22 protein-coding genes are annotated in these 23,090 nt (G+C 62.5%); 7 read left to right on the top strand and 15 right to left on the bottom strand.

The genetic code is table 11. From position 1 onward, the window contains the following. The 5 genes from cyoC to mazG all read left to right on the top strand — a co-directional run bounded on the left by cyoC (position 1) and on the right by mazG (position 4,150). Positions 1-627: a cytochrome o ubiquinol oxidase subunit III gene (cyoC, locus tag P3C39_RS07030; RefSeq protein ID WP_275952989.1), complete on the top strand. Its 627-nt coding sequence runs from the start codon at positions 1-3 to the stop codon at positions 625-627. Continuing rightward, on the top strand, positions 624-1,004 hold the full coding sequence (gene cyoD / locus P3C39_RS07025) for a cytochrome o ubiquinol oxidase subunit IV (protein WP_013531503.1): 381 nt from the start codon (positions 624-626) through the stop codon (positions 1,002-1,004). The genes cyoC and cyoD overlap by 4 nt, the downstream gene beginning before the upstream one ends. 96 nt (positions 1,005-1,100) lie before the next feature. After that, positions 1,101-1,808 (top strand): SURF1 family protein, encoded by a 708-nt coding sequence (locus tag P3C39_RS07020; protein WP_275952988.1) that lies wholly within the window; start codon positions 1,101-1,103, stop codon positions 1,806-1,808. A gap of 252 nt (positions 1,809-2,060) precedes the next feature. Then, positions 2,061-3,245 (top strand): amino acid aminotransferase, encoded by a 1,185-nt coding sequence (locus P3C39_RS07015; RefSeq protein ID WP_275952987.1) that lies wholly within the window; start codon positions 2,061-2,063, stop codon positions 3,243-3,245. Positions 3,246-3,325: 80 nt separating this feature from the next. Beyond that, the gene (gene mazG / locus P3C39_RS07010) at positions 3,326-4,150 is read left to right on the top strand and encodes a nucleoside triphosphate pyrophosphohydrolase (protein ID WP_275952986.1); all 825 of its coding nucleotides are present in this window, start codon (positions 3,326-3,328) and stop codon (positions 4,148-4,150) included. Positions 4,151-4,213: 63 nt separating this feature from the next. On the opposite strand, the gene hflX is transcribed toward mazG, so the two are convergent. The 8 genes from hflX to dusB all read right to left on the bottom strand — a co-directional run bounded on the left by hflX (position 4,214) and on the right by dusB (position 14,820). Beyond that, positions 4,214-5,605 carry a GTPase HflX gene (gene hflX / locus P3C39_RS07005; protein ID WP_275952985.1) on the bottom strand — a complete coding sequence of 464 codons (1,392 nt, stop codon included), beginning with the start codon at positions 5,603-5,605 and terminating at the stop codon, positions 4,214-4,216. Continuing rightward, the gene (gene hfq, locus P3C39_RS07000) at positions 5,606-5,851 is read right to left on the bottom strand and encodes an RNA chaperone Hfq (protein ID WP_006202172.1); all 246 of its coding nucleotides are present in this window, start codon (positions 5,849-5,851) and stop codon (positions 5,606-5,608) included. Positions 5,852-5,996: 145 nt separating this feature from the next. Continuing rightward, positions 5,997-6,860 carry a D-amino-acid transaminase gene (locus P3C39_RS06995; protein ID WP_013531497.1) on the bottom strand — a complete coding sequence of 288 codons (864 nt, stop codon included), beginning with the start codon at positions 6,858-6,860 and terminating at the stop codon, positions 5,997-5,999. A gap of 568 nt (positions 6,861-7,428) precedes the next feature. Then, on the bottom strand, positions 7,429-8,790 hold the full coding sequence (locus P3C39_RS06990) for a sigma-54 dependent transcriptional regulator (RefSeq protein ID WP_013531496.1): 1,362 nt from the start codon (positions 8,788-8,790) through the stop codon (positions 7,429-7,431). Next, positions 8,780-11,065: a PAS domain-containing sensor histidine kinase gene (locus P3C39_RS06985; RefSeq protein ID WP_024505196.1), complete on the bottom strand. Its 2,286-nt coding sequence runs from the start codon at positions 11,063-11,065 to the stop codon at positions 8,780-8,782. Before P3C39_RS06985 ends, P3C39_RS06990 begins: the two co-directional genes overlap by 11 nt. Before the next feature lie 130 nt (positions 11,066-11,195). Then, complete coding sequence (gene ntrC / locus P3C39_RS06980; protein ID WP_024505195.1) at positions 11,196-12,656, bottom strand: nitrogen regulation protein NR(I); 1,461 nt, start codon at positions 12,654-12,656, stop codon at positions 11,196-11,198. After that, positions 12,653-13,795 carry a nitrogen regulation protein NR(II) gene (locus P3C39_RS06975; protein WP_013531493.1) on the bottom strand — a complete coding sequence of 381 codons (1,143 nt, stop codon included), beginning with the start codon at positions 13,793-13,795 and terminating at the stop codon, positions 12,653-12,655. The genes ntrC and P3C39_RS06975 overlap by 4 nt, the downstream gene beginning before the upstream one ends. Beyond that, positions 13,792-14,820 (bottom strand): tRNA dihydrouridine synthase DusB, encoded by a 1,029-nt coding sequence (gene dusB / locus P3C39_RS06970; protein ID WP_275952979.1) that lies wholly within the window; start codon positions 14,818-14,820, stop codon positions 13,792-13,794. Before dusB ends, P3C39_RS06975 begins: the two co-directional genes overlap by 4 nt. A gap of 244 nt (positions 14,821-15,064) precedes the next feature. Between dusB and P3C39_RS06965 the strand changes: the two genes are divergently transcribed. Together P3C39_RS06965 and P3C39_RS06960 are read left to right on the top strand one after the other, a co-directional pair. Beyond that, positions 15,065-16,294, top strand: a complete 1,230-nt coding sequence (locus P3C39_RS06965; RefSeq protein WP_013531491.1) for a bifunctional 2-C-methyl-D-erythritol 4-phosphate cytidylyltransferase/2-C-methyl-D-erythritol 2,4-cyclodiphosphate synthase — start codon at positions 15,065-15,067, stop codon at positions 16,292-16,294. Next, on the top strand, positions 16,291-16,773 hold the full coding sequence (locus P3C39_RS06960) for a CinA family protein (protein ID WP_275952978.1): 483 nt from the start codon (positions 16,291-16,293) through the stop codon (positions 16,771-16,773). Before P3C39_RS06965 ends, P3C39_RS06960 begins: the two co-directional genes overlap by 4 nt. Before the next feature lie 45 nt (positions 16,774-16,818). On the opposite strand, the gene plsY is transcribed toward P3C39_RS06960, so the two are convergent. From plsY to P3C39_RS06925, 7 genes are all read right to left on the bottom strand, one after another. Then, complete coding sequence (gene plsY, locus P3C39_RS06955; RefSeq protein ID WP_275952977.1) at positions 16,819-17,493, bottom strand: glycerol-3-phosphate 1-O-acyltransferase PlsY; 675 nt, start codon at positions 17,491-17,493, stop codon at positions 16,819-16,821. 9 nt (positions 17,494-17,502) lie between these two features. After that, positions 17,503-17,958 (bottom strand): type II toxin-antitoxin system RatA family toxin, encoded by a 456-nt coding sequence (locus P3C39_RS06950; protein ID WP_013531488.1) that lies wholly within the window; start codon positions 17,956-17,958, stop codon positions 17,503-17,505. 12 nt (positions 17,959-17,970) lie between these two features. Beyond that, positions 17,971-18,936 (bottom strand): lipoyl synthase, encoded by a 966-nt coding sequence (gene lipA / locus P3C39_RS06945; RefSeq protein WP_275952976.1) that lies wholly within the window; start codon positions 18,934-18,936, stop codon positions 17,971-17,973. A gap of 138 nt (positions 18,937-19,074) precedes the next feature. Further along, a complete protein-coding gene (locus tag P3C39_RS06940; RefSeq protein ID WP_013531486.1) occupies positions 19,075-19,332 on the bottom strand; it encodes a GlsB/YeaQ/YmgE family stress response membrane protein in 258 nt (85 codons plus the stop codon). 89 nt (positions 19,333-19,421) lie between these two features. Further along, positions 19,422-20,867 (bottom strand): dihydrolipoyl dehydrogenase, encoded by a 1,446-nt coding sequence (lpdA, locus tag P3C39_RS06935; protein ID WP_013531485.1) that lies wholly within the window; start codon positions 20,865-20,867, stop codon positions 19,422-19,424. A 12-nt stretch (positions 20,868-20,879) separates the two neighbouring features. After that, positions 20,880-21,515, bottom strand: coding sequence for an SGNH/GDSL hydrolase family protein (locus P3C39_RS06930; RefSeq protein ID WP_275952975.1), 636 nt, complete (start codon positions 21,513-21,515; stop codon positions 20,880-20,882). A gap of 149 nt (positions 21,516-21,664) precedes the next feature. Next, on the bottom strand, positions 21,665-23,080 hold the full coding sequence (locus tag P3C39_RS06925) for a pyruvate dehydrogenase complex dihydrolipoamide acetyltransferase (protein WP_275952974.1): 1,416 nt from the start codon (positions 23,078-23,080) through the stop codon (positions 21,665-21,667). Positions 23,081-23,090 lie beyond the last annotated feature (10 nt).

The following is a 23,090-nucleotide window of genomic DNA, read 5'->3' as shown; positions in this document are numbered from 1 at the left end:
ATGGCACACGCCGACACGGTGATCGACGACACGATCTTCCACCTGGAAAACGACCACGGCCATGCCGAGAGCGGCAGCAGCACCATGCTCGGCTTCTGGATCTACCTGATGAGCGACTGCCTCATCTTTGCGATGCTGTTTGCAGTCTACGGCGTGCTCGGTGGCAACTACGCCGCCGGGCCCGCGCCGAAGGACCTGTTCGATCTTCCGCTGGTCGCGCTCAACACCACCATGCTGCTCCTGTCCTCCATCACCTACGGCTTCGCGATGCTGGAGATGGCGAAAGGGCGAGTGAGACCGATGCAGGTGTGGCTGGTGATCACCGGCCTGTTCGGCCTCGCCTTTCTCGGCATCGAACTCTACGAATTCGCCCATTTCATCCACGAGGGGGCGACGCCGCAGCGCAGCGGCTTTCTTTCGTCGTTCTTCACGCTGGTCGGAACGCACGGCCTGCACGTCACCTTCGGCCTGGTCTGGCTGGTGGTGCTGATGGTGCAGGTCTCCAGGCATGGGCTGATCGCCGCGAACCAGCGGCGCCTGATGTGCCTGAGCATGTTCTGGCACTTCCTCGACGTCATCTGGATCGGCGTCTTCACCTTCGTTTATCTGATGGGAATGTTGCGATGAGCGCCGGGCACCAAACAGACACCAGCAACCACAGCCACGCGCATCACGGCGTCAATCACGGCTCGCTGGCCGGCTATCTGACAGGCTTCGGCCTGTCCGTCGTGCTGACCGCCGTTCCCTTCTGGCTGGTCATGACCAACGCGCTCGGCAATCAGATGGCGTCGGCGATTGCCATCATGGCCTTCGCCGTCGTGCAAATCATCGTCCACATGGTGTTCTTCCTGCATATGAACACCAGGTCGGAGAGCGGCTGGACCATGATGGCGCTGATCTTCACCCTCATCCTGGTGATGATCGCGCTGACGGGCTCGCTCTGGGTCATGTACCATCTGAACGTCAACATGATGCCCGGCCATGACATGAGTCAGATACCCTGAGAGAGGGACCTGGCTTTGGACGAACAGGCGCGGACGACACCGCATCCGACTACAGGCGACGGCCAAAGGGTTACGCGTTCGAGATGGACGCTATTGATGCTTTGCCTTTGCGGAGCCATCGGCATCGCAGGGTTCTCGGCGCTCGGTATCTGGCAGCTGGAGCGCAGCGTCTGGAAGCTCGACCTGATCGAGCGTGTCGACCAGCGTCTCAAGGCAGTACTCGTGGCCGCCCCGGCGCCTTCGGCCTGGCCAGCGATCAACGCCAGGGATGACGAGTATCGCCGCCTCGTCGTCACGGGCCGGTTTCTCGGTGATCGCGAGACCCTGGTCCAGGCGGTCACCGATCTCGGCGGTGGCTTCTGGGTAATGGCGCCGTTCCGAGCGGATGATGGCTTCACGATTCTGGTGAACAGGGGCTTCGTGCCGACGGACAAGCGCGATCCGGCAACCCGCCTCGCAGGCAAGCCCTCGGGCGATCATACCGAAATTCACGGCCTGTTGCGCATCAGCGAACCGAAAGGCGGCTTCCTGCGCACCAACGATCCGGCTGCCAACCGCTGGTATTCGCGCGATGTACAGGCGATCGCCGCCAAGCAAGGCGTCGGGCAGGTCGCTCCTTATTTCATCGATGCCGATGCCACGCCCAATCCGGGAGGGTGGCCGGTCGGCGGCCTGACGGTCGTTTCGTTCCACAACAACCATCTGGTCTATGCCCTGACATGGTTCGGGCTGGCCTTGATGGTGCTGGGCGCGGTCGCCTGTCTGTTGCGGCAGGCTGTGAAAGACAGGCCCGGCGGGGGCTGACCGCTGACCGCTGGCCGAGGCAAAGCCGAAATTACGCACGGAAGCGCTCATGCCGGCGCAGAGGATGGCGTTATCGCTCTGCTCGTGCCGGCTGGTCATTTCCGACGCGCATCAATAGGTTTCCCTTCAAACCCTCATCCATGAGCGCGCAGGGCAGGCTTCCCAGCCGTCTCGGGCTGGAGCACCTAGCTAAAACCGCTGGCGAAACGCGACCGATTTGCGTATCACTCCGCCGCCATTGGAGCCCTATCGATGTTTGAGACCCTGCAGCCCGCCCCCGCCGACAAGATCCTGGCCCTGATCGGCCTTTATCGCGCCGACCCGCGCCCCGACAAAGTCGATCTCGGCGTCGGCGTCTACAAGGATCGCGACGGCAAGACGCCGGTTATGCGCGCCGTGCGCGAGGCGGAAAAGCGCCTGCTGCAGGCCCAGGACACCAAGACCTATCTCGGCCTTGCCGGCGATACCGGCTTCAACACGGTGATGGCCAAGCTTGCCTTCGGTCCGGGCGCCGACATGACGCGCATCCGCGCCGCACAGGCGCCTGGCGGCTCCGGCGCGCTGCGGCTGGTGGCGGAATTGCTGAAGCGGACGCGTTCGGACGCAACCATCTGGCTGTCGGACCCGACCTGGCCGAACCACATGCCGGTGATGCGCGCCGCCGGCCTGCAGATCCGTGAATACCCGTATTTCGACGCCGCGTCGGGTGCTGTTCGCTTCGACGACATGCTGGCGGCCCTGCGGACCGCAAAGAGCGGCGACGTCGTGCTGCTGCATGGCTGCTGCCACAACCCAACCGGCGCCAATCTGGATGCGGCACAGTGGGCAGCCGTTACCGATCTGGTCGTCGAGCGCGCGCTGCTGCCGTTCGTCGACATCGCTTATCAGGGCTTTGGCGATGGCCTTGAGGCCGACGCCCTCGGCTTGCGCCTGCTGGCGGCGAAAGTTCCGGAAATGGTCGTCGCGTCGAGCTGCTCGAAGAATTTCGCCGTCTACCGCGACCGCGTCGGCGCAGCAATGATCCTGGCCAAGGACGGCGCACAGGCAGATGTGGCGATGAGCCAGATGCTGTCGGCGGCGCGCGCCATGTATTCGATGCCGCCGGACCACGGGGCAGCAGCCGTACGCATCGTGCTGGAGGACGCCGCCTTGCGTGCGGACTGGGAGACTGAACTCGAAGAAATGCGGCTGCGTATGCTCAGGCTTCGCGTCCAGTTCGCCGAAGCCCTGCGCCGGCAATCCAATTCCGACCGCTTCGATTTCGTCGCCAGCCATCGCGGCATGTTCTCCCGCCTTGGCCTCACCGAAGCGCAAGTCGAGCGGCTGCGCGCCGAGCACGGCGTCTACATGGTCGGCGACAGCCGCATCAATGTCGCCGGCCTGCCCGAAGACGGCATGGACGAGCTCGCCAAGGCGATCGTTTCTGTGCTCGACTGACGTGGCTCGCCTGTGGACAAGGCACTCTTGCCAACTGACAGCGTTGGCAGCGCGGCCGGTCGCGGGATAGCATCAGCCCTATGACGCCATCGAAAGACATTTCGCGCCTGATCGAGATCATGGCGGCGCTGCGGGCGCCGAAGACCGGCTGTCCCTGGGATATCGAACAGGATTTCTCGACCATCGCGCCCTACACGATCGAAGAGGCCTATGAGGTCGCGGATGCCATCGCGCGCGGCGACCTCGACGATCTGCGCGACGAACTCGGCGATCTGCTGCTGCAGGTCGTCTACCACGCGCAAATGGCCGAGGAGGCCGGCGAGTTTGCCTTCCCCGATGTGGTGCAAGCCATCACGACGAAAATGATCCGACGCCATCCGCATGTCTTCGGCGACGAAAAGGCCCGCAGCGCCGGCATGGCCAAGGGCATGTGGGAAAAGATCAAGGCAGAAGAGAAGGCAGAGAAACGAAGCGCCCGCCTCGCGCGCGGTCTCGATCCCGAAGACAATGGCAAGGGGTTTCTGGACAGCGTGCCGGTCGCCCTGCCCGCGCTGACCCGGGCGCTGAAACTTCAGGAGAAGGCCGCCCGCGTCGGCTTCGACTGGAGCGAGGCAGCGCCCATCCTCGACAAGATCGAGGAAGAGATCGACGAATTGCGCGAGGCGCTGGCCAAGGGCGACACCGCCTCGATCAAGGACGAGTTCGGCGACATGCTGTTTGCCGTCGTCAATCTCGGTCGCCACCTCAAGCTCGATTCGGAAGCAGCGCTGAGCGGCACCAACGAGAAATTCCGCTCACGTTTCCATTATGTCGAGCAGGCTTTGGAGAAAGCCGGCAACACGCTGGACAAGGCTGATCTGGCCGAGATGGAAGCGCTCTGGCAGGAAGCAAAGACTGCGAAGTAGTCTCTCTTTTCGGGCAACTCCCGACGGAAAGCCGCTATACACTTTTCCTGGAACTGCTCCGGATTATCCGTTGTTTTTACGACGCAATCTGCTTTCGATCTCTTCGCGCGCGCTTTGCGTGGCCTTCAGCGAGATGGTGGCGCTGCCGTCGTCATTGTCGCTTCGCGAAACCACATCGCCATTGCGGTAAAGCCAGTCGACAAGGCCGAACTGTGCCGGCTCGATCGTCACGGTGAGGTCTTCGAGTTCGCCCGCCATGCGCGTTTCGATGATCGCCTTCAGCGCATCGATGCCCTCGCCGGTCACCGCCGACACCGCAATCGGCGGCGCCTTGTTGGCATCGGCGCCGTCTGCAAGCAGCCGGGTCCGGTTGCCTTCGTCGAGCCGGTCGATCTTGTTCCACACTTCGATCACGCGCTTGGCGTCGCCGGCGTCGACACCGAGGTCGGCCAGGATGCGCTCGACATCTTCCGCCTGTGCCGCAGTGTCCGGATCGGAAATATCGCGCAGATGAAGCACGAGATCGGCCTCGACCACCTCTTCCAGGGTGGCGCGGAAAGCCGCGATCAGATGCGTCGGCAGGTCCGAAATGAAGCCGACCGTGTCGGAGAGGATGATCGGCGTGCCATGTGGCAGGCGCACGCGACGCAGCGTCGGGTCGAGCGTGGCGAACAGCATGTCCTGCGCCAGCACATCCGCCCCGGTCAGCCGGTTGAACAGCGTCGACTTGCCGGCGTTGGTGTAGCCGACGATCGCCACCACCGGGAACGGCACCTTCCTGCGCTTGGCTCGGTGCAGGTCGCGCGTGCGCCGCACTGTTTCCAGTTCCTGCTTCAGCTTGATGATCTTTTCCTGCAACTGCCGCCGGTCGGATTCGATCTGTGTTTCGCCGGGACCCCCGAGGAAGCCGGCGCCGCCGCGCTGGCGCTCCAGATGGGTCCAACTGCGCACGAGGCGGCCCTTCTGGTAGTTGAGATGGGCGAGTTCGACCTGCAGCGTGCCTTCCTTGGTGCGTGCACGCTCGCCGAAGATCTCGAGGATCAGCCCGGTGCGATCCAGCACCTTGGCGTTCAGCTCTTTCTCGAGATTGCGCTGCTGCACGGGGGTCAGCGGATGGTCGACAACGACCACTTCCGCATGTCCCTCTTTGACGATTTCCGCGAACTCCGCGGCCTTGCCGCTGCCGAGCAGAGTCGCCGGGCGCGGGTCGTTGACGGTCACCACCGCTGTATGGACCAGGTCCAGGTTGATGGCGCGGGCAAGGCCGACGGCCTCGTCGTGACGCGCGTCAGCCGAACGCATCAGCCGTGGGCGGTTGGTCTCGTCGTCGTTGCGCTGGTGGCGGGTAAGGACGGGCACAATGACAACAGCCCGGGTCGGGCCCTTGGCTTCCGTCCCGGGATGATGCGTTGGTTTTCCGCGAACGGTGGCGTCCGCGTCTTTCTCACGTGCCAATCAGGCGCCCTGGCTTTCCTCGCCATCGAACATCTGAACCGGCTGGCTCGGCATGATCGTGGAAATGGCGTGCTTGTAGACGAGCTGGGAGTGACCATCGCGGCGCAGCAGGACACAGAAATTGTCGAACGAAGTGACCACGCCGGTCAGCTTCACGCCGTTGATGAGGAAGATGGTGAGCGGGTTCTTGCTCTTGCGAACTGAATTCAGGAACAGGTCCTGAAGGTTTTGCGATCGTTCCGCCATTGTTCTTGTCTTTCGCCGATCCCCTTCGGTTTGCAAGCCAATGCGCCAAATTAACGGGCGCATGTCAAGCTCGCAAACACCGTCTTGTCGTCAGTAACGACAAGCAGAACGAGATATATTGATGTTCATTCCACCTGTGCGGTTATCAGGCTGGACTTTTTTCCGCAATGTCAAAAAAGGCTTGCCGCAACGAAAGTGTTATTGAGCCGGGGTGCCCATTGGCGACCGTGTCGCCATCGATGGTCACCACCGGCATGGCGATCGTCGTTGCGGAACTGATGAACGCCTCGCGTGCCGTCTTGGCCTCGGCGACGGAAAAGCCGCGCTCCTCGATCTTCAGGCCAAGCTTGGCCGCCACTTCGAACATGGTCGTGCGGGTGATGCCGCGCAGGATGCCATGCTCGGCCGGCCTGGTGACCAGGACGCCGTCCCGGGTGACGATCCAGGCATTGGACGAGCCGCCTTCTTTTACGTTGCCTTCATCGTCGACGAACCAGGCTTCCTGCGCACCGGCTTCCTTGGCCTTCTGCTTGGCCAATACATTGGGCAGCAGCCCGACGGTCTTGATGTCGACGCGATCCCAGCGGTTCTCCGGCACGGTGATGACGGCGATGCCGGTCTCGGCTCGCTTCGCTCCAGCGGCAGGGTCAGCCTTCCTGGCGGTTACCACCAGCGAAGGCTTGGTGTCGGCGGAAGGGAAGACGAAGTCGCGGCTGGCCACGCCGCGCGTCACCTGCACGTAGACCAGGCCATTGGCGACGTGGTTGCGATTGACCACCTCACGCAGAATGAGCGGCAGCACGTGAGAGGTGACCGGCCAGGCGATCGACAATTCGGTCAGCGAACGGTTCAGCCGGGCCAGGTGGCGCGGCATGTCGACGATGAAGCCACGCGCTACTTCGCAGACCTCATAGACACCGTCGGCGAACTGATAGCCGCGATCCTCGATATGCACGGCAGCGTCGGCGTGCGTGACATAGCGCCCGTTGACATAGGCAATGCGCGGCATTGGCAACCCCTGAAGAATTCTCGGGCTTTCTTATGCGATTCCGCCGTTGCCGTAACCGGCAAATGCTTGGCCCAGCGCGGAACGGACGTCGCGCCTGTCTAGAGCGGTTCATGTTTTGATGGAAGCGTTTGCGAAGTAGTTGTTGCATTCGGCTGCCTCGATGGTTTCGAGGGCTCTAGGTCAGCGAGCGGTAGAGAGTTGGTTGCCGACACAACGCGGCAGGGATGTTATGGAATGCACATGAGGCTGCTCGCTCATTCCGCATTTGCCGTGTTCGCTGCGGTCAATTCCGCCCACGCCTTGTCGTATTGTCCACCGGGCGAAGCATGCAGAGATTCGTATTTGTTCGATCCCCCTTGGGCCATTTTAATAGCAGCCATCGCTGTGATCGTTGTGGCCAAGGTCCTCACGTATTTCAGGACAAGGCGGAAGCCGAAATAGAAAAGGCCCGCCGGCCGGAGCCAGCGGGCCTTCACTTAGTTTCAGGCTAAGAGGACGTAGATCGCCAAGAGGGAAAGCGCTACGCGCTTTTCCCGGAAAACCGTTTCACACTTTTCCTGGAATTGCTCTAGACGCCCAGCGACTTCAGCTTGCGGTGCAGTGCGGAGCGCTCCATGCCGATGAACTCGGCGGTTTTCGAGATGTTGCCGCCGAAACGGTTGATCTGGGCGATCAGGTAGTCCTTCTCGAACTGCTCACGCGCTTCGCGCAACGGCAGCGCCATGATGTGCTGGTCGGATTGATTCGGCGTGCGCGGCATGACATCGCCGATCTCGGCCGGCAACAGATCGGCGGTGATCGGCGCATCGACGTCGTCGCCGCGCGCCAGGATCATCAGGCGCTCGACATTATTGCGCAGCTGGCGAACGTTGCCCGGCCAGTTGTGCGCCTGCAGCACGGCCAGCGCGTCGTCGCCGATGCGGCGCGGTTTGATGCCGGCCTGGCGGGCGATCTGCTTCATGAAATTGTCGACGAGGTAGGGAATATCCTCGCGCCGCTCGGCCAATCCCGGCACGATGACCGGAACCACCGCCAGGCGATGGTAAAGATCCTCGCGGAAACGCCCGTCGGCGATCATCGCTTCGAGGTTCTGCGAGGTCGAGGAGATGATGCGGACATCGACCTTGACCCGCTTGGTTCCCCCTACCCGCTCGAACTGTTGTTCGACCAGCACGCGCAGGATCTTGTTCTGCGTCTCGCGCGGCATGTCGGCCACCTCGTCGATGTAGAGGATGCCGCGATGGGCCTCCTCGAGCGCGCCGACCTTGCGTTCGACGCCATTCGATTCGGTGCCGAACAGTTCGATCTCCATACGCTCGGGCGTGATGTTGGCGGCGCTCAGCGTCACGAAAGGCGCGCCCTTGCGCGCCGACAGCGTGTGGATGGCGCGCGCGGCCAGTTCCTTGCCCGAGCCAGACGGGCCGATGATCATCACGCGGCTGTTGGTCGGCGCGACGCGTTCGATGGTCTGACGCAACTGGCTCATCGCCGACGACATGCCGATCAGATCGAAGGTTTCGCCGCTGCGCAGCTTGAGGTCGGAAACCTCGCGCCGCAATTTCGAGGTCTCGAGCGCACGTTCGGCAATAAGGATCAGCCTGTCGGCCTTGAACGGTTTTTCGATGAAGTCATAGGCGCCGCGACGGATGGCGGAGACCGCCGTTTCGATGTTGCCGTGGCCGGAAATCATCACCACCGGCAAGGTCGGATGCATCGTCTTGATCTCGTCGAGCAGCGCCAGCCCGTCGAGACGCGAGCCCTGCAGCCAGATGTCGAGGAAAATCAGCCGCGGCGCGCGATCAGCTATAGCAGCGAGCGCGCTGTCGGCATCGAATGCCGTGCGGGTTTCGTGACCTTCGTCGCTCAGTATGCCCGCGACGAGTTCACGGATGTCTTCCTCGTCATCGACGATGAGAATATCAGACGCCATTACCGACCTTTTCAGTTTCTCTTTCGTTTTCCGCCCTGCTTTCGCCGCGCGGAGCCGTTGCGGCCGCAGGCGGCAGGATGATGCTGATCATCGCGCCGCGCCCATCGTGGAAGTCCGCAGGAGCATCGTGTAGTTCCAGCCTGCCACCATGGTCCTCCACGATCTTCTTGACGATAGCGAGGCCAAGTCCGGTGCCCTTCTCGCGTGTGGTCATGTAGGGCTCGAGCAGCCGTTGGCGATTCTCGCGCGGCAGGCCTTTGCCATTGTCGATGACGTCGATTCGAATCACACCATTCTGGCGCCCGGCCTGAATCCGGATTATGCCGTGCGAACCATCCTTCTGTTCCAATCCGTCGATTGCCTCGGCGGCGTTCTTGATCACATTGCCGAAAGCCTGCGCCATCAGCCGGCTGTCGAACGTGCCCTTCAGCGGCTCGCTGCCGAAGATCCGCTCGAAGGTGATGTCGGCGCGGCTGACCTCGACCAGGAACGAGGCCTCGCGCAGCGATTCGCGCAGATCTATGGCCTTCATCTCGGGCTTCGGCATGCGCGCGAAAGCCGAGAATTCGTCGACCATGCGGCCGATATCCTCGACCTGCCGGATGATGGTGTCGGTGCACTGGTCGAAAACCTCGCGGTCCTCGGTAATCACCTTGCCATAGCGGCGCTTGATGCGTTCGGCCGAGAGCTGGATCGGCGTCAGCGGGTTCTTGATCTCGTGGGCGATACGCCGCGCCACATCCGCCCAAGCCGACGAGCGCTGCGCCTGGACCAGGTCGGTGATGTCGTCAACCGTCACGACATAGGACTTTTCCTCCGAGCCGTCATCGCCGGCCTCGATGGTGATCTGAACGTTGAAGGTCCGCTCGGCGCCGGCGCGGTAGAAGGTCACCTGCTCGCGATAGACGGGTTTGCCGGACTTGCGGCCGATTTCGAAGACGCGGCCGACATGCGGCAGCACGGCGGAAAGGTTCTGCCCAAGGGCTGCGCTGGCGGATATGGCCAGCATCGCTTCGGCCGAGCGGTTGACGATGGTGACGATGCCGTAGGGATCGACGCCGATGACGCCGGCAGTAACGCCGGCAAGCACGGCTTCGGAGAAGCGTCGCCTCTCGTCGATCAGGTCCTTGGCCGACAGGATCTCGTTGCGCTGCGATTTCAGTTCGAGAAGCATCTTGTTGAACGTATCGCCGAGCGAGGCGACATCGCCGTCCGAGGGCCTGACCGGAACCGCGACGTCGAGATTGCCGGTCGCCACTTCGTCGGCGGCGCCGATGAGCTGGCGAATGGGCCGCACCAGACGGTCGGCGACCGCAATGCCGGTCCAGATCGCGGACAGGATGATGATCAGCGTCAGCGACAGATAGGGCAGCGCGAAGGCCACCTGCGAGGTACGGCGGTTGTCTTCCAGCCCCCGATATTCGTCGGTGTTGGACCTGACGATCTGGCGTGCCTTGATGACCTCGGGATCGACGAGGCGAATGGTATAGAGATAGAGCCCTTCGATCTCGCGCAGCTTGACGATGGCGCCCATGATGTTGCGCGTTTTCGGCTCGATCAGCACCGGCTTGCCGTCGGCAGCGCTGGCCACGGCGCCTTCCGGCGGCTCAGGCATGGCAAAATCCGTGTCGGTCTTGGCGCTCATGACGAAAGAGCCGTCAGGTTTGATCAGCGCCGCATGAGCCAGCGAACGGCCCACGGCTTCCTTGTTCATCAGGTCGAGAAAGCCGGTACGATCAAGGCCGTAGAGTGTGCGTGACGCATCGAGATCATAGGCCATGGACAGTGTCGTACCCTGCAGGTTGCGGGCATTTTCCTGAACATAGGCGTCGGCGATCGACAGCGACGAATTGACGATCGTCTTGGTGCGGATCTCGAACCAGCGGTCGAGGCCGATGTCGAGCGTGATCGACGCGATGATGGCCACCATGATGGCCGGAATGGCGGCAACCAGGGCGAACATGGCGACAATGCGCACATGCAGCCGCGAAGCGGCCTTGCCATGCCGGCGCGCCATCAGGATGCGGTGCACCTCACGCCCGACCAGCGCGATAAGAATCAGAACGAAAGCCGCGTTGAGGGCAATCAACGCCAGCGTCGTCGACTCGTTCGGTGTGATCGGCGTGGCGCCAACGAGGATGGTGAACGAGATCGCCGCCGTCATCAGCGCGCCGACGACCGCGATCACGCCTGGCAGCGCAAGCAGCCGGCGCCCGTCACGAGCGCCGGGTTCGCTGAAAAGCGGTTGGTTTGTTGTCGGTGCCTGCGGAGCCATGTCGCCGTCTAGTGCCATGATTGCGTCGGATGTATGCAACGCATTGTGGCGATTATGCAACAAGTGTGACCGAGACGGAAATCTTTCGCGAGCCGATCCCCTGAAAAGAGCGCGGGCTCAGATCAAAGGCTCAGCCCTGGCGCGACGATTTGTAGACGTTGACGCCAAGTTCGCGGATCTTCTTGCGCAGCGTGTTGCGGTTCAAGCCAAGCAGTTCCGCGGCCTTGATCTGGTTGCCGCGGGTTGCCGTCATCGAGGCCAGGACGAGTGGAAACTCGACCTCGGACAGGATGCGTTGATAAAGCCCGGCAGGTGGCAAATCGCCGGCAAACGAGGCGAAATAGCGTTGCAGGAAGTGCTCGACCGCCTGACCGATCGACAAATCGTCGGGAATGAGATTGCCGCCGCCCGGCACCACGGGACGTTCGCCGGTCTTGAGCTCGGCCTCGATGATCTCGGCGGAAATCTCGTCCTGCGAATAGAGCGCGGCGAGCCTGCGAACCAGGTTTTCCAGTTCGCGCACATTGCCCGGCCAGGGATAGCGCTTCATCAACTCGATGCCGCCGGAAGAAATGCGCTTGGTCTGCAGGCCTTCCATTTCGCCGAGCTTGAAGAAGTGGCGGACAAGGTCGGGCACATCCTCGGAGCGCTCACGCAGCGCGGGCAGCCGGAGCGGCACCACGTTGAGGCGATAGAACAGATCCTCGCGAAAAAGCCCCTGGTTGATCAGGGTGCGCAGATCCTTGTTGGTGGCGGCGACGATGCGCACGTCGGTCTTGATCGGCGTGCGTCCGCCAACCGTCGTGTATTCGCCCTGTTGGAGCACGCGCAGCAGGCGGGTCTGCGCCTCCATCGGCATGTCGCCGATTTCATCGAGGAACAGCGTGCCGCCTTCAGCCTGCTCGAAGCGTCCGGTCGAGCGATTCTGCGCGCCGGTGAAGGCGCCCTTCTCGTGACCGAACAGTTCCGATTCGATCAGGTCGCGCGGGATCGCCGCCATGTTGATGGCGACGAAGGGGCCGCCGCGGCGGCGGCCATATTCATGCAGCGCGCGCGCCACCAGTTCCTTGCCGGTGCCGGATTCGCCCGAGATCATCACCGTCAGGTCGGTCTGCATCATGCGCGCCAGCATGCGGTAGATGTCCTGCATAGCGGCCGAACGGCCGACCAGCGGCATTGCATCGGGCTGCTCTTCCGGCCGCGCATCGATCTTCGGCCGTCGCGGCTCGGAAAGCGCCCGGTTGACGATGTTGAGCAGTTCGGTCAGGTCGAACGGCTTGGGCAGATACTCATAGGCGCCGGTTTCAGACGCGCGGATCGCCGTCATGAAGGTGTTCTGGGCGCTCATGACGATGACCGGCAGTTCCGGCCTCGCCTTCTTGATGCGCGGCAGCATGTCGAAGGCGTTTTCGTCCGGCATCACCACATCGGTGATGACCAGATCGCCCTCGCCCGCCGCCACCCAGCGCCACAAAGTCGAAGCATTGGAGGTGACGCGCACCTCGTGGCCGACGCGCGAAAGCGCCTGGTTGAGGACAGTGCGGATCGCCGCATCGTCGTCGGCGACGAGAATATTGCCGCGAACGGTCATTTGCGGTCTCCTTCACCGTCTTCATCGGCGCCGTATGGCGCTTCTTTCCAGGCCGGCATCAGGATGCGGAATGTGGTCCCGCGCGGCGTCGATTCGCATTCGATGATGCCGCCATGTTCGCCGACGATTTTGGCGACCAGCGCCAGCCCCAGCCCCGAGCCGTTCGGCTTGGTGGTGATGAACGGGTCGAACAGGATCGGCAGGATATCTTCCGAGACGCCGGAGCCATTGTCGCGCACGCAAAACTCCAGCGGCAGCGACACGCGGTCCTGCGTGCCCGGAACGGAAACACGGATGCCTGGCCGGAAGGCGGTCGACAGCACGATCTCGCCCTGCGGGTCACTGCCGATCGCCTCGGCGGCGTTCTTGACCAGGTTAAGGAACACCTGGATCAACTGGTCGCGGTTGGCAAACACCGGAGGCAACGAAGGATCATAGTCCTCCAATATCTTGATTCTCTTGGCAAAACCGTTCTTGGCAATGGCCTTGACATGGTCGAGCACGACATGGATGTTGACGGGGTAGCGGTCGATCGGCCGCTCGTCGGAAAACACCTCCATGCGATCGACCAGCGACACGATGCGGTCGGTCTCGTCGGTGATCAGCCGCGTCAGCGCACGGTCTTCGTCGGAAGCCGACAGTTCCAGCAACTGGGCAGCGCCGCGGATTCCGGAGAGCGGGTTCTTGATCTCATGGGCAAGCATCGCCGCCAGGCCGGTGACCGAGCGCGCTGCGCCCCGATGCGTCATCTGCCGGTCGATCTTGTCGGCCATCGACCGTTCCTGGAACATAACCACCACCGAGCCCGGAAATTCCGGTACCGGCGCCACATAGAGATCGACGACCTTCTCGATGCCGAGACGCGGCGACGACACGTCGACGCGATACTCGTTGACCGGTGCCAGGCGCTCGCGCACCTGGTCGACCAGCGTCAGCAGCGGGCTGCCGAAGGGAATGAGTTTTGACAGCGTGTTGCGGGCGAGCATGGTCGCGCTTGAACGAAAGAAGTCTTCCGCGTCGGCGTTGGCGAAGGTGATGAAGCCTTCCTCGCTGATCATGATCACCGGGCGGCGGATGGTGTTGAGCACGATCTGGGCGGCATCCGCCATTTCAGCGCCTTGGCCGGCGGCGGCGTTCATGCGGCACTCCGCAGGGTCAAAGGTTGCGGATCGCGCGAAAACACATCGCGCAGCAAGGCAATGACGCGCGCGGGCTTGAATGCGGTCAGTATGGCCTTTCGGCTGTCGTCGGCGACGCCGCCGGCATGCCGATCAAGATACCAGCCAAGATGCTTGCGCGCCTGGCGCAGGCCGCTTTCGGCGCCGTAGAGCGCCAGCATATCCTCATAGTGGGCCACGATGTAGTCGGCGAGCGCCGTCGGGTTCTGTGGAATATTTGGCGTCGCTTCGCCTGTCGCTGCGGCCGCAATGCCACCTGCGATCCAAGGCGCGCCATAATGGGCACGGCCAATCATCACGGCGTCGGCACCCGATTGATCGAGAATGTCGGCCGCTTCCGCCGGCGAAGAGACGTCACCATTGGCGACGACCGGGATGGACACGGCTTCCTTGACGCGGGCGATGGCGCGCCAGTCGGCCTTGCCCTGATAGAACTGGCAGCGCGTTCGGCCGTGCACGGTCACCATGCTGACACCGGCCTGCTCGGCGCGGCGCGCCAGCATCGGCGCGTTGAGCGCGCCTTCGTCCCAGCCAAGCCGCATCTTGACCGTCACTGGCACCTCGACCGCGCCGACAACGGCGTCGATCAGCGACAGTGCGTGGTCGAGATCCAGCATCAATGCCGAACCAGCGTAGCCGCCAGTGACCTTCTTGGCCGGGCATCCCATGTTGATGTCGATAATGTCGGCGCCCTCGCCGGCGGCGATTCTGGCACCTTCGGCCATGTGCACCGCCTCGCGGCCTGCAAGCTGAACCATATGGACGGGCAGGCCGGAGTGGCGTATGCGCAGGTTGAAACCGGCCCTGCCCTTGGCGAGCTCGCCGCTGGCAACCATTTCGGACACGACCAGGCCCGCTCCATGCGCGTGGGCACGCTGCCGGAACGGCTCGTCCGTAATGCCCGACATCGGCGCGAGGAACACGCGATTGCGGAGTTTCACGCCGCCGACGTTAAGCGGCGCGGCCAATTTGGTCAAATTAACCATGCACAAAAACCAAGCATCTTCAATCGTTGCACATTCTCTAGCCATATCGGCCGCAATGTGCAACGCGGAATGACGCCACATTAAGGCGCAATTGGGAAAATGCTGGCCTTCGGGATTGGGTGTGGCCAAAGCGCCGCGCGCCCCGTGGGACGCGCAAAGGACGCTTTGGGATTCATATTTGACGCACGATCTTTGCCGAAAACCGATTACACTTTTCGGGATCGTGCGCTAAGCCAATCTGCAAATGACTGACGCAAGTGAAAATCACGTTTCGAGTGCGGATGGCAAGGTCGCGGTGGTAATCGTCGCGGCCGGCCGTGGTGCGCGCGCCGGACAGGCCAACGGACCGAAGCAATATCAACACATTGGCGGCTTTGCCGTCATCGCACACACGCTGGACATTTTTCTGGCCCACCCGCGGACCAGCGAGATCGTCGTCGCCATTCATGCCGACGACCATGAACTGTTCCGGCAGGCGGCGGGCACCAACGCCGAGCGCGTTAGCGCCGTTATCGGCGGGGCGACCAGGCAGGAATCCGTCCGGCTCGGCCTGCTTGCCCTTAGAGACCACGCGCCGGGGCAGGTTCTGATCCACGATGCCGTGCGTCCGTTTGTCGATGCGGACCTGATAGATCGCACCATCGCCGCCATCGGCGAGCGCGAGGGCGCATTGCCCGCTTTGCCCGTCGCCGACACGCTGAAGCGCGAGTCGGCCTCCGGGGTGGTTGGCGAAACCGTTTCGCGCAGCGGTCTTCACGCGGCGCAAACGCCGCAGGGCTTTCCGTTCTGGCCCATCCTTGCCGCGCACGAGAAAGCCCATCATCTGGGAAAAATGGATTTTACCGACGATGCCGCGATCGCCGAATGGGCGCATATTCCGGTCAAGATCGTTCCGGGCTCGCCGGACAATGTCAAACTCACCTGGGCACGGGATATTGCCATGGCGGACCAGCGGCTTTCCGGCGAACGTGTGCGCTTTCCCGACATCCGGACCGGCAATGGCTACGACGTCCATGCTTTCGAGCCCGGCGACCATGTCACACTGTGTGGCGTCGCCATTGCACACGACAAGAAACTGTCCGGCCATTCCGACGCCGATGTCGGTCTGCATGCTCTGACCGATGCGTTGCTGGCGACCTGCGGCGCCGGCGACATCGGCACGCATTTTCCGCCGTCCGACCCGCAGTGGAAAGGCGCTGCGTCGCGGATCTTCGTCGAGCATGCGGCAGGGCTGGTGCGCGAGCGCGGCGGCCGCATCGCCAATGCCGATATCACGTTGATCTGCGAAGCGCCGCGCGTCGGCCCGCACCGCGAGGCGATGACGGCAGCCCTGTCGCAGATGCTGGCAATTTCCGCGGATCGCATCTCAATCAAGGCGACAACCAACGAGAAGCTCGGCTTCGTCGGGCGCGAGGAAGGCATTGCGGCGATTGCCACTGCCAGCGTGGTGTTTCCCGGCGAGGTGCCGGAATGACCAACAGCGACCTGGCAAATGCCTTGCTGCAAGCCTGCCAGAAACGCGGCATCATGCTGGCAACGGCGGAAAGCTGCACCGGCGGCATGATCATCGCGGCACTCACCGACATCGCCGGCTCGTCCGCCGTGGTCGATCGCGGCTTCATCACCTATTCCAACGAAGCCAAGATGGACATGCTCGGCGTTTCCGCCGCCACGCTCGATGCGCATGGCGCGGTTTCGCGCGAGACTGCGATCGAAATGGCGACAGGCGCGCTTACCCGTTCGCGCGCCGGGCTGACCCTGGCGGTTACCGGGATCGCCGGGCCTGGCGGCGGTTCCGCGGAAAAACCGGTCGGCCTGGTCTGGTTCGGGGTTGCGCTGGACGGCCGACCGATTGTCGCCGAGCATCAACTCTTTGCAGACAAAGGCCGCGATTTCATCCGTCGCGAAACGGTCCGGCAAGCGCTGGAACTGGGCCTGCGAGCACTCGGATAGAATTATAAAACGTTGGGCGGGCGGACCCGAAAGCCGGATTTGCGGCTACGTTTTCGATTCCGGGCTGCTTTGCCCCAAGTGTGGCTCCGTCCCAGCCAGCAGCCGCTGAATGTTGGCACGATGGCGCACAACCACGTAGATGCTGCCCGCAATCACCAGCAACCGATAGGCCAACGGTTGCTCCAGGCCACAGATGAGGGCGATCGCGGTCAACGCCGCTACCATCGAACTCAGGGAAACTATCCGAGACGTAGCCAGCACAGCACCAAAAGCCGCCGCAGCCCCCACACCTACCGGCCAAGACAGAGCCAGCAACACGCCAAGCCCCGTCGCAGCGGATTTGCCACCTGTGAAATTCAACCAGATCGAACGGCCATGTCCCAACAACACGGCAATTCCGGCCAGGCAAACAGCCCAAGGCACCCAGGCTTGCAGGTCAAGCGGGGTCGATGGCGTAACCAACGGCAACGTGATGAACCAGGGATAGAACCAGCGGGCAAAGACGATCGCCCCAGCACCTTTCAGCACATCCACCAGCAACACCACCAACGCAGGCCATTTTCCCAAGACCCGCAAAACGTTCGTTGCCCCGGTGGATTTGGAGCCATGCTCCCGGATATCGATGCCCTTGAGCAGCTTCCCCGCCAGATAACCCGTGGGCATGGAACCGAAGAGATAGGCGATCGCCAGTCCAACGGTGCTCGCTATCCAGAAAAGCATGCGCAAGCCTCAAGACGGTTTTGTACCGTAGATGACGTCGGCGCGCTTCTCAAAGGCTTCGGCGAACATGCGGAAGGCACGATCGAACATGGTTCCCATGACCGCGCCCAGAATGCGGCTCTTGAACTCGTAGTCGATGAAGAAGCGGACGGCGCAACCGGCGCCGTCGGGTTCGAAACGCCAGACATTGCTCAAATATTTAAACGGCCCGTCGATGTACTTCACGTCGATGGTGTTCTCGTCGGGCTTCAGCAGTACCTGCGTCGTGAAGGTTTCGCGGATCGCCTTGTAGCCGATGCTCATGTCGGCAAGGAGAACGGTACGCCCGTCACGCTCCTTGCGCGAGCGAACCGTCAGCGCTTCGCAAAGCGGCAGGAATTGCGGATAGGATTCAACATCGGCGACCAAGGCGAACATCTGCTCGGGTGTATGGGATACGCGTCGGGTGGCTTCGAATTTTGGCATGAAACCGGCGGATTAAGCTGATTTCTTGAGAATCGCTTCCCGTGCCGCACGCAGCTTGGCGAAATCGTCGCCAGCGTGATGCGATGAACGCGTCAGCGGGCTGGACGCCACCAGCAGGAAACCCTTGGTCCGGCCGATCGTCTCAAAGGATTTGAACTCCTCCGGCGTAACAAAGCGGATCACCGGGTGGTGCTTCTTCGACGGCTGCAGATACTGACCTATGGTCATGAAGTCGACATTGGCCGAACGCAGATCGTCCATCAACTGCAGGATTTCATTCCGTTCTTCGCCCAGCCCCACCATGATGCCGGACTTGGTGAAGATCGACGGATCAAGCTCCTTGACCCGCTGCAACAGCCGGATCGAATGGAAATAGCGGGCGCCCGGACGAACCGTCAGATAGTTCGACGGAACGGTTTCGAGATTGTGGTTGAAGACGTCGGGTTTGGCCGCCACGACGATCTCCAGCGCGCCGTCCTTGCGCAGGAAGTCGGGCGTCAGGATTTCGATCGTCGTCAGCGGCGTCGCCGCCCGGATGGCGCGGATGATCTCGGCGAAATGCTGCGCACCGCCATCGGCGAGGTCGTCGCGGTCGACCGAGGTGATGACGACATGGGTAAGGCCCATCTGCTTGACCGCATGCGCGACGCGGGCCGGTTCATCCGGGTCAAGAGCAGTTGGAATGCCCGTGGCGACGTTGCAGAAAGCGCAGGCGCGGGTGCAGATCTCGCCCATGATCATGAAGGTGGCGTGCTTCTTTTCCCAGCACTCGCCGATGTTGGGGCAGCCGGCCTCTTCGCAGACCGTCACCAGCTTGTGCGACTTCACGATTTCGCGCGTTTCGGCATAGCCCTTCGACGTCGGCGCCTTGACGCGTATCCAGTCGGGCTTGCGCAGGACATCCTGATCAGGCTTGTGCGCCTTTTCCGGATGCCGCAGGCGCGGTGCGTTGGCGATCGTATCGAGGACAGTGACCATCGGGAAACCTGGTTCATTGGCGAGCGCCAGTCAGGCGTTCGTTGTCATAACGTCATCTAGGACTTTTCGGCGCAAAGAAAAAGGCCGCTGCGGCGCATGCCGCAACAGCCTTTTTCGCATGGCAGCTCTTCAGGGATGTCAGCGGCGCACCAGGCGTCCCGCCCAGATCAGCAGGCAGGCACCGATAAAGCCGGTGATCAGATAGGCAATCCAGCCGACGCCGAACGGGCCAAAATTGAGAGCCTGCAGAATGGCGTTCAGTACGATCGCGCCGACGATGCCCATAACGATGTTCATGAAGATGCCGGTGTTGCTCTTCATGAACATTTCGGCGAACCAGCCTGCCAGGCCGCCGATGATGATGGCTGCTATCCAGCCGACGCCATTCAGGTGCATATGCCTTCTCCTTGTGTGATGGATGAAAGTGCATCCGCAAACGATGTACCTTGCCGCCGGGTTCCATCTGTAGCAGCGCTTTCAATCTATCACGCGTTGAGCGCGCGGCCATAGGCGTCGAGCACGCTTTCCTTCATCATCTCCGACAGCGTCGGGTGCGGGAAGATGGTGTGCATCAGCTCTTCCTCGGTCGTCTCCAGGTTCATCGCCACGACGAAGCCCTGGATCAGTTCGGTCACTTCGGCGCCGACCATGTGGGCGCCGAGCAATTGACCGGTCTTCTTGTCGAAGATGGTCTTGATGAAGCCCTGATCCTCACCGAGCGCGATCGCCTTGCCATTGGCGGCGAACTGGAAGCGCCCGACCCGGATATCCCAGCCCTCGGCCTTGGCCTTGGCTTCGGTCAGGCCAACCGAGGCGACCTGCGGATTGCAGTAGGTGCAGCCCGGAATCTTCAGCTTGTCGGTGGCATGTACGCCAGGAAAATCAGCGATCTTCTCGATGCACACGACACCCTCATGTTCGGCCTTGTGGGCGAGCATCGGCGGGCCGGCGACATCGCCGATGGCGTAGATGCCCGGCACATTGGTTTTGCCGTAACCATCGATGACGACGCAGCCGCGTTCGGTCTTCACGCCAAGCGCCTCGAGTCCGAGGCCTTCGATATTGCCCTGCACGCCGACGGCCGAGATCATCCGGTCGGCGGTGATCTTCTCGACCTTGCCATCCTTCATCTCGACATGCGCGGTGACCGAGTTCGTGCCCTTCTCGACCTTGGTCACCTTGGCTTCGAGGATGATCTTCATGCCTTGCTTCTCGAACTGCTTCTGCGCGAACTTCGAGACTTCGGCGTCCTCGACCGGCATCACCGCCGGCAGCAATTCGACCACCGTCACCTCGGCGCCCATTGTGCGGTAGAAGGAGGCGAATTCGATGCCAATGGCGCCCGACCCCATGACGAGCAACGACTTCGGCATCTCCTTCGGCACCATAGCCTCGAAATAGGTCCAGATCAGCTTTCCGTCCGGCTCGATGCCGGGCAGCGCGCGTGGCCGGGCGCCGGTCGCCAGGATGATGTGCTTGGCGGTATAGGTGCCCTCGCCCTTGACGCCTTTCGGCACCGGCGGCTGTGGCTCCATCGGCTTCTTGGCCGTCTTGGACACGACGATCTCGCCCGCCTTCGAAAGCTTGGCCTCGCCCCAGATGACGTCGACCTTGTTCTTCTTCATCAGGAAGGCAACGCCGCCATTGAGCCGCAGCGACACCTTGCGCGAGCGGTCAACGACGGCCGATGTGTCCACGCTGACCTTGCCGTCGAGCTTCAGCCCGTAATCCTTCAGGTGATCCGAATAGTGCATGATCTCGGCCGAGCGCAGCAGCGCCTTGGTCGGGATGCAGCCCCAGTTAAGGCAAATGCCGCCGAGATGCTCGCGCTCGACGATCGCCGTCTTGAAGCCGAGCTGCGCGGAACGCACCGCGGTGACATAGCCGCCGGGACCGGAGCCGATGATGATGACGTCGTAGTTCTCAGCCACGGGTTTTCTCCTTCACAATTCCAGCATGACGCGCACGACTGGTGTTAGCGCCTCGCCGATGTTTCGCGTATTTTCGGCGTCAAGATGAACACCGTCGAGAGGTGTGGATTGCGCCACGCTGCCGGCGTCGAAGAAGCCGCAGCCGGCCTCATCGGCGAGCGCGGCATATTGCGGTGCCAAAAACTTCGAGGCGTCGTCGCCGCCGGCAAACATTTCCTTGAATTCGGCATTTTCGGTGCGACTGACGACAGGCGGCGAAACGATGAGGATCTGCGGCGCCGGCCAGTCGAACGGATAATCGTGACCGCGCACGATGTCGATCAACCGCTGGATGCCCTGCTTGGCCGCGACGGGATTGCCGTGGATCCACGGCTTCATGTCGTTGGCGCCGAGCATGATGACAATCAGGTCGATCGGCGCATGCGTCGTCAGCACCGTTGGCAGCAGCCTGGCGCCGTTGCGATCAGCACCGGCCAGGTGGTCGTCGAAGGCGGTGGTACGGCCATTGAGGCCTTCGGCGATAACTTCGACGCCACTGCCAAGCCCGGTCTGCAGCACGCTTGGCCAGCGGTCTTCCAGTGCATGGCGGCCACCTTCGGCATTGTAGCCCCAGGTCAGCGAGTCGCCGTAACAAAGAACCGTCCTCATGCGCCCACCTGTGCGTCGATCAACCCACGCTTCACCCGCCATCCATGGCTTGTGACCGCCCGTTTCCGAGCAGCCAGTCCGGTGGCGAATCCGGAAATGACGAAAGCGAAGAGGCTGGGGAAGACTATCCGCACCGCCCCCTCGCTTCCCTAGACCAGCATGCCCATCGGGTTTTCGATCAGCCGCTTGAAGGCGACCAGCAGTTCGGCACCCAGCGCACCGTCCACGGCGCGATGGTCGGTCGACAGCGTCACCGACATCACGGTGGCTATTCTGATCTCGCCGTTCTTGACCACCGCCCGCTCCTCGCCGGCGCCGACCGCCAGGATGGTCGCGTGCGGCGGGTTGATGACCGCGGCAAAGTCCTTGATGCCGAACATGCCGAGATTGGACACCGCCGTGGTGCCGCCCTGATACTCTTCCGGCTTCAGCTTGCGGCTGCGGGCGCGACTGGCGAGGTCCTTCATCTCGTTGGAGATGGTGGACAGCGTCTTTTCGTCGGCATGCCGAATGATCGGCGTGATCAGGCCGCCGGGGATCGACACCGCGACGCCGACATCGGCGTGCTTGTGCTTGACCATGGCGCTTTCGGTCCACGAGGCATTGGCATCCGGCACTGCCTTCAGCGCCATCGCCATCGCCTTGATGACCATATCGTTGACCGACAGCTTGTAGGCCGGAGCATCACCCTTGTCGGTCTTCTTCACCGGGGCTGCCGCATTGATCTGCGTGCGCAGCGCCAGCAGCGCATCGAGCTCGCAGTCGAGCGTCAGGTAGAAATGCGGAATGGTGGTCTTGGCCTCGACCAGGCGGCGCGCAATGGTCTTGCGCATATTGTCATGCGGGACGAGGTCGTAGGAGCCCTGTTCGAACAGTTTCAGCACCTGATCGTCCGACATCGCCTTTACCGGCGCGGCAGGAGCAGCAGCCGGCACGCCAGCCGGAGCCTTGGCGGCAGGCGCCGCCTGGGCACCGCCACCGGCAATGGCCGCGTCGACATCGGCCCTCACCACCCGGCCATGCGGACCGGTGCCGGTCACGGCAGACACATCGACACCGGCTTCCTTGGCTATGCGACGTGCGAGCGGCGACGCGAAGGTGCGTCCTTCCGGCGACTGGCTGATCTCCCCCTTTGTGGGAGAGATGGCCGGCAGGCCAGAGGGGGGCGTCTCGCGCTGAGAGGACGGCGGGACAGCGCCCCCCTCTGTCGACTTCGTCGACATCTCCCCCACGGGTGGGGAGATTGGCGCCTTGTCCTGCTTGGCCTCGGCTTTCGCTGGAGCAGCATCGCCCCCGCTTTTCGCGGCAGCGCCTGCATCCTCACCTTCGGCAGCGAGCACGGCGATCAGAGCGTTGACCTTGACGCCTTCGGTGCCGGCGGGAACGACGAGCTTTGCGACCGTGCCCTCATCGACAGCCTCGACTTCCATCGTCGCCTTGTCGGTCTCGATCTCGGCAATGACATCGCCCGGCGAAACCTTGTCGCCTTCCTTGACGAGCCACTTGGACAGATTGCCCTCTTCCATCGTGGGCGACAGGGCCGGCATGGTGATGTTGATTGGCATTTTGTCCTCC

Origin of the sequence: Mesorhizobium sp. XAP4, from assembly GCF_029269325.1 — a bacterium.
Classification (GTDB): Bacteria; Pseudomonadota; Alphaproteobacteria; order Rhizobiales; family Rhizobiaceae; genus Mesorhizobium; species Mesorhizobium ciceri.
This window is presented reverse-complemented; position numbering and strand designations above follow the sequence as displayed.

Bases quoted from the DNA above. Each gene is read 5' to 3' on its own strand.
- cyoC (WP_275952989.1), top strand. From the start codon at position 1: ATGGCACACGCCGACACGGTGATCGACGACACGATCTTCCACCTGGAA.
- cyoD (WP_013531503.1), top strand. From the start codon at position 624: ATGAGCGCCGGGCACCAAACAGACACCAGCAACCACAGCCACGCGCAT.
- P3C39_RS07020 (WP_275952988.1), top strand. From the start codon at position 1,101: ATGCTTTGCCTTTGCGGAGCCATCGGCATCGCAGGGTTCTCGGCGCTC.
- P3C39_RS07015 (WP_275952987.1), top strand. From the start codon at position 2,061: ATGTTTGAGACCCTGCAGCCCGCCCCCGCCGACAAGATCCTGGCCCTG.
- mazG (WP_275952986.1), top strand. From the start codon at position 3,326: ATGACGCCATCGAAAGACATTTCGCGCCTGATCGAGATCATGGCGGCG.
- hfq (WP_006202172.1), bottom strand. From the start codon at position 5,851: ATGGCGGAACGATCGCAAAACCTTCAGGACCTGTTCCTGAATTCAGTT.
- P3C39_RS06995 (WP_013531497.1), bottom strand. From the start codon at position 6,860: ATGCCGCGCATTGCCTATGTCAACGGGCGCTATGTCACGCACGCCGAC.
- P3C39_RS06990 (WP_013531496.1), bottom strand. From the start codon at position 8,790: ATGGCGTCTGATATTCTCATCGTCGATGACGAGGAAGACATCCGTGAA.
- P3C39_RS06985 (WP_024505196.1), bottom strand. From the start codon at position 11,065: ATGGCTCCGCAGGCACCGACAACAAACCAACCGCTTTTCAGCGAACCC.
- ntrC (WP_024505195.1), bottom strand. From the start codon at position 12,656: ATGACCGTTCGCGGCAATATTCTCGTCGCCGACGACGATGCGGCGATC.
- P3C39_RS06975 (WP_013531493.1), bottom strand. From the start codon at position 13,795: ATGAACGCCGCCGCCGGCCAAGGCGCTGAAATGGCGGATGCCGCCCAG.
- dusB (WP_275952979.1), bottom strand. From the start codon at position 14,820: ATGGTTAATTTGACCAAATTGGCCGCGCCGCTTAACGTCGGCGGCGTG.
- P3C39_RS06965 (WP_013531491.1), top strand. From the start codon at position 15,065: ATGACTGACGCAAGTGAAAATCACGTTTCGAGTGCGGATGGCAAGGTC.
- P3C39_RS06960 (WP_275952978.1), top strand. From the start codon at position 16,291: ATGACCAACAGCGACCTGGCAAATGCCTTGCTGCAAGCCTGCCAGAAA.
- plsY (WP_275952977.1), bottom strand. From the start codon at position 17,493: ATGCTTTTCTGGATAGCGAGCACCGTTGGACTGGCGATCGCCTATCTC.
- P3C39_RS06950 (WP_013531488.1), bottom strand. From the start codon at position 17,958: ATGCCAAAATTCGAAGCCACCCGACGCGTATCCCATACACCCGAGCAG.
- lipA (WP_275952976.1), bottom strand. From the start codon at position 18,936: ATGGTCACTGTCCTCGATACGATCGCCAACGCACCGCGCCTGCGGCAT.
- P3C39_RS06940 (WP_013531486.1), bottom strand. From the start codon at position 19,332: ATGCACCTGAATGGCGTCGGCTGGATAGCAGCCATCATCATCGGCGGC.
- P3C39_RS06930 (WP_275952975.1), bottom strand. From the start codon at position 21,515: ATGAGGACGGTTCTTTGTTACGGCGACTCGCTGACCTGGGGCTACAAT.
- P3C39_RS06925 (WP_275952974.1), bottom strand. From the start codon at position 23,080: ATGCCAATCAACATCACCATGCCGGCCCTGTCGCCCACGATGGAAGAG.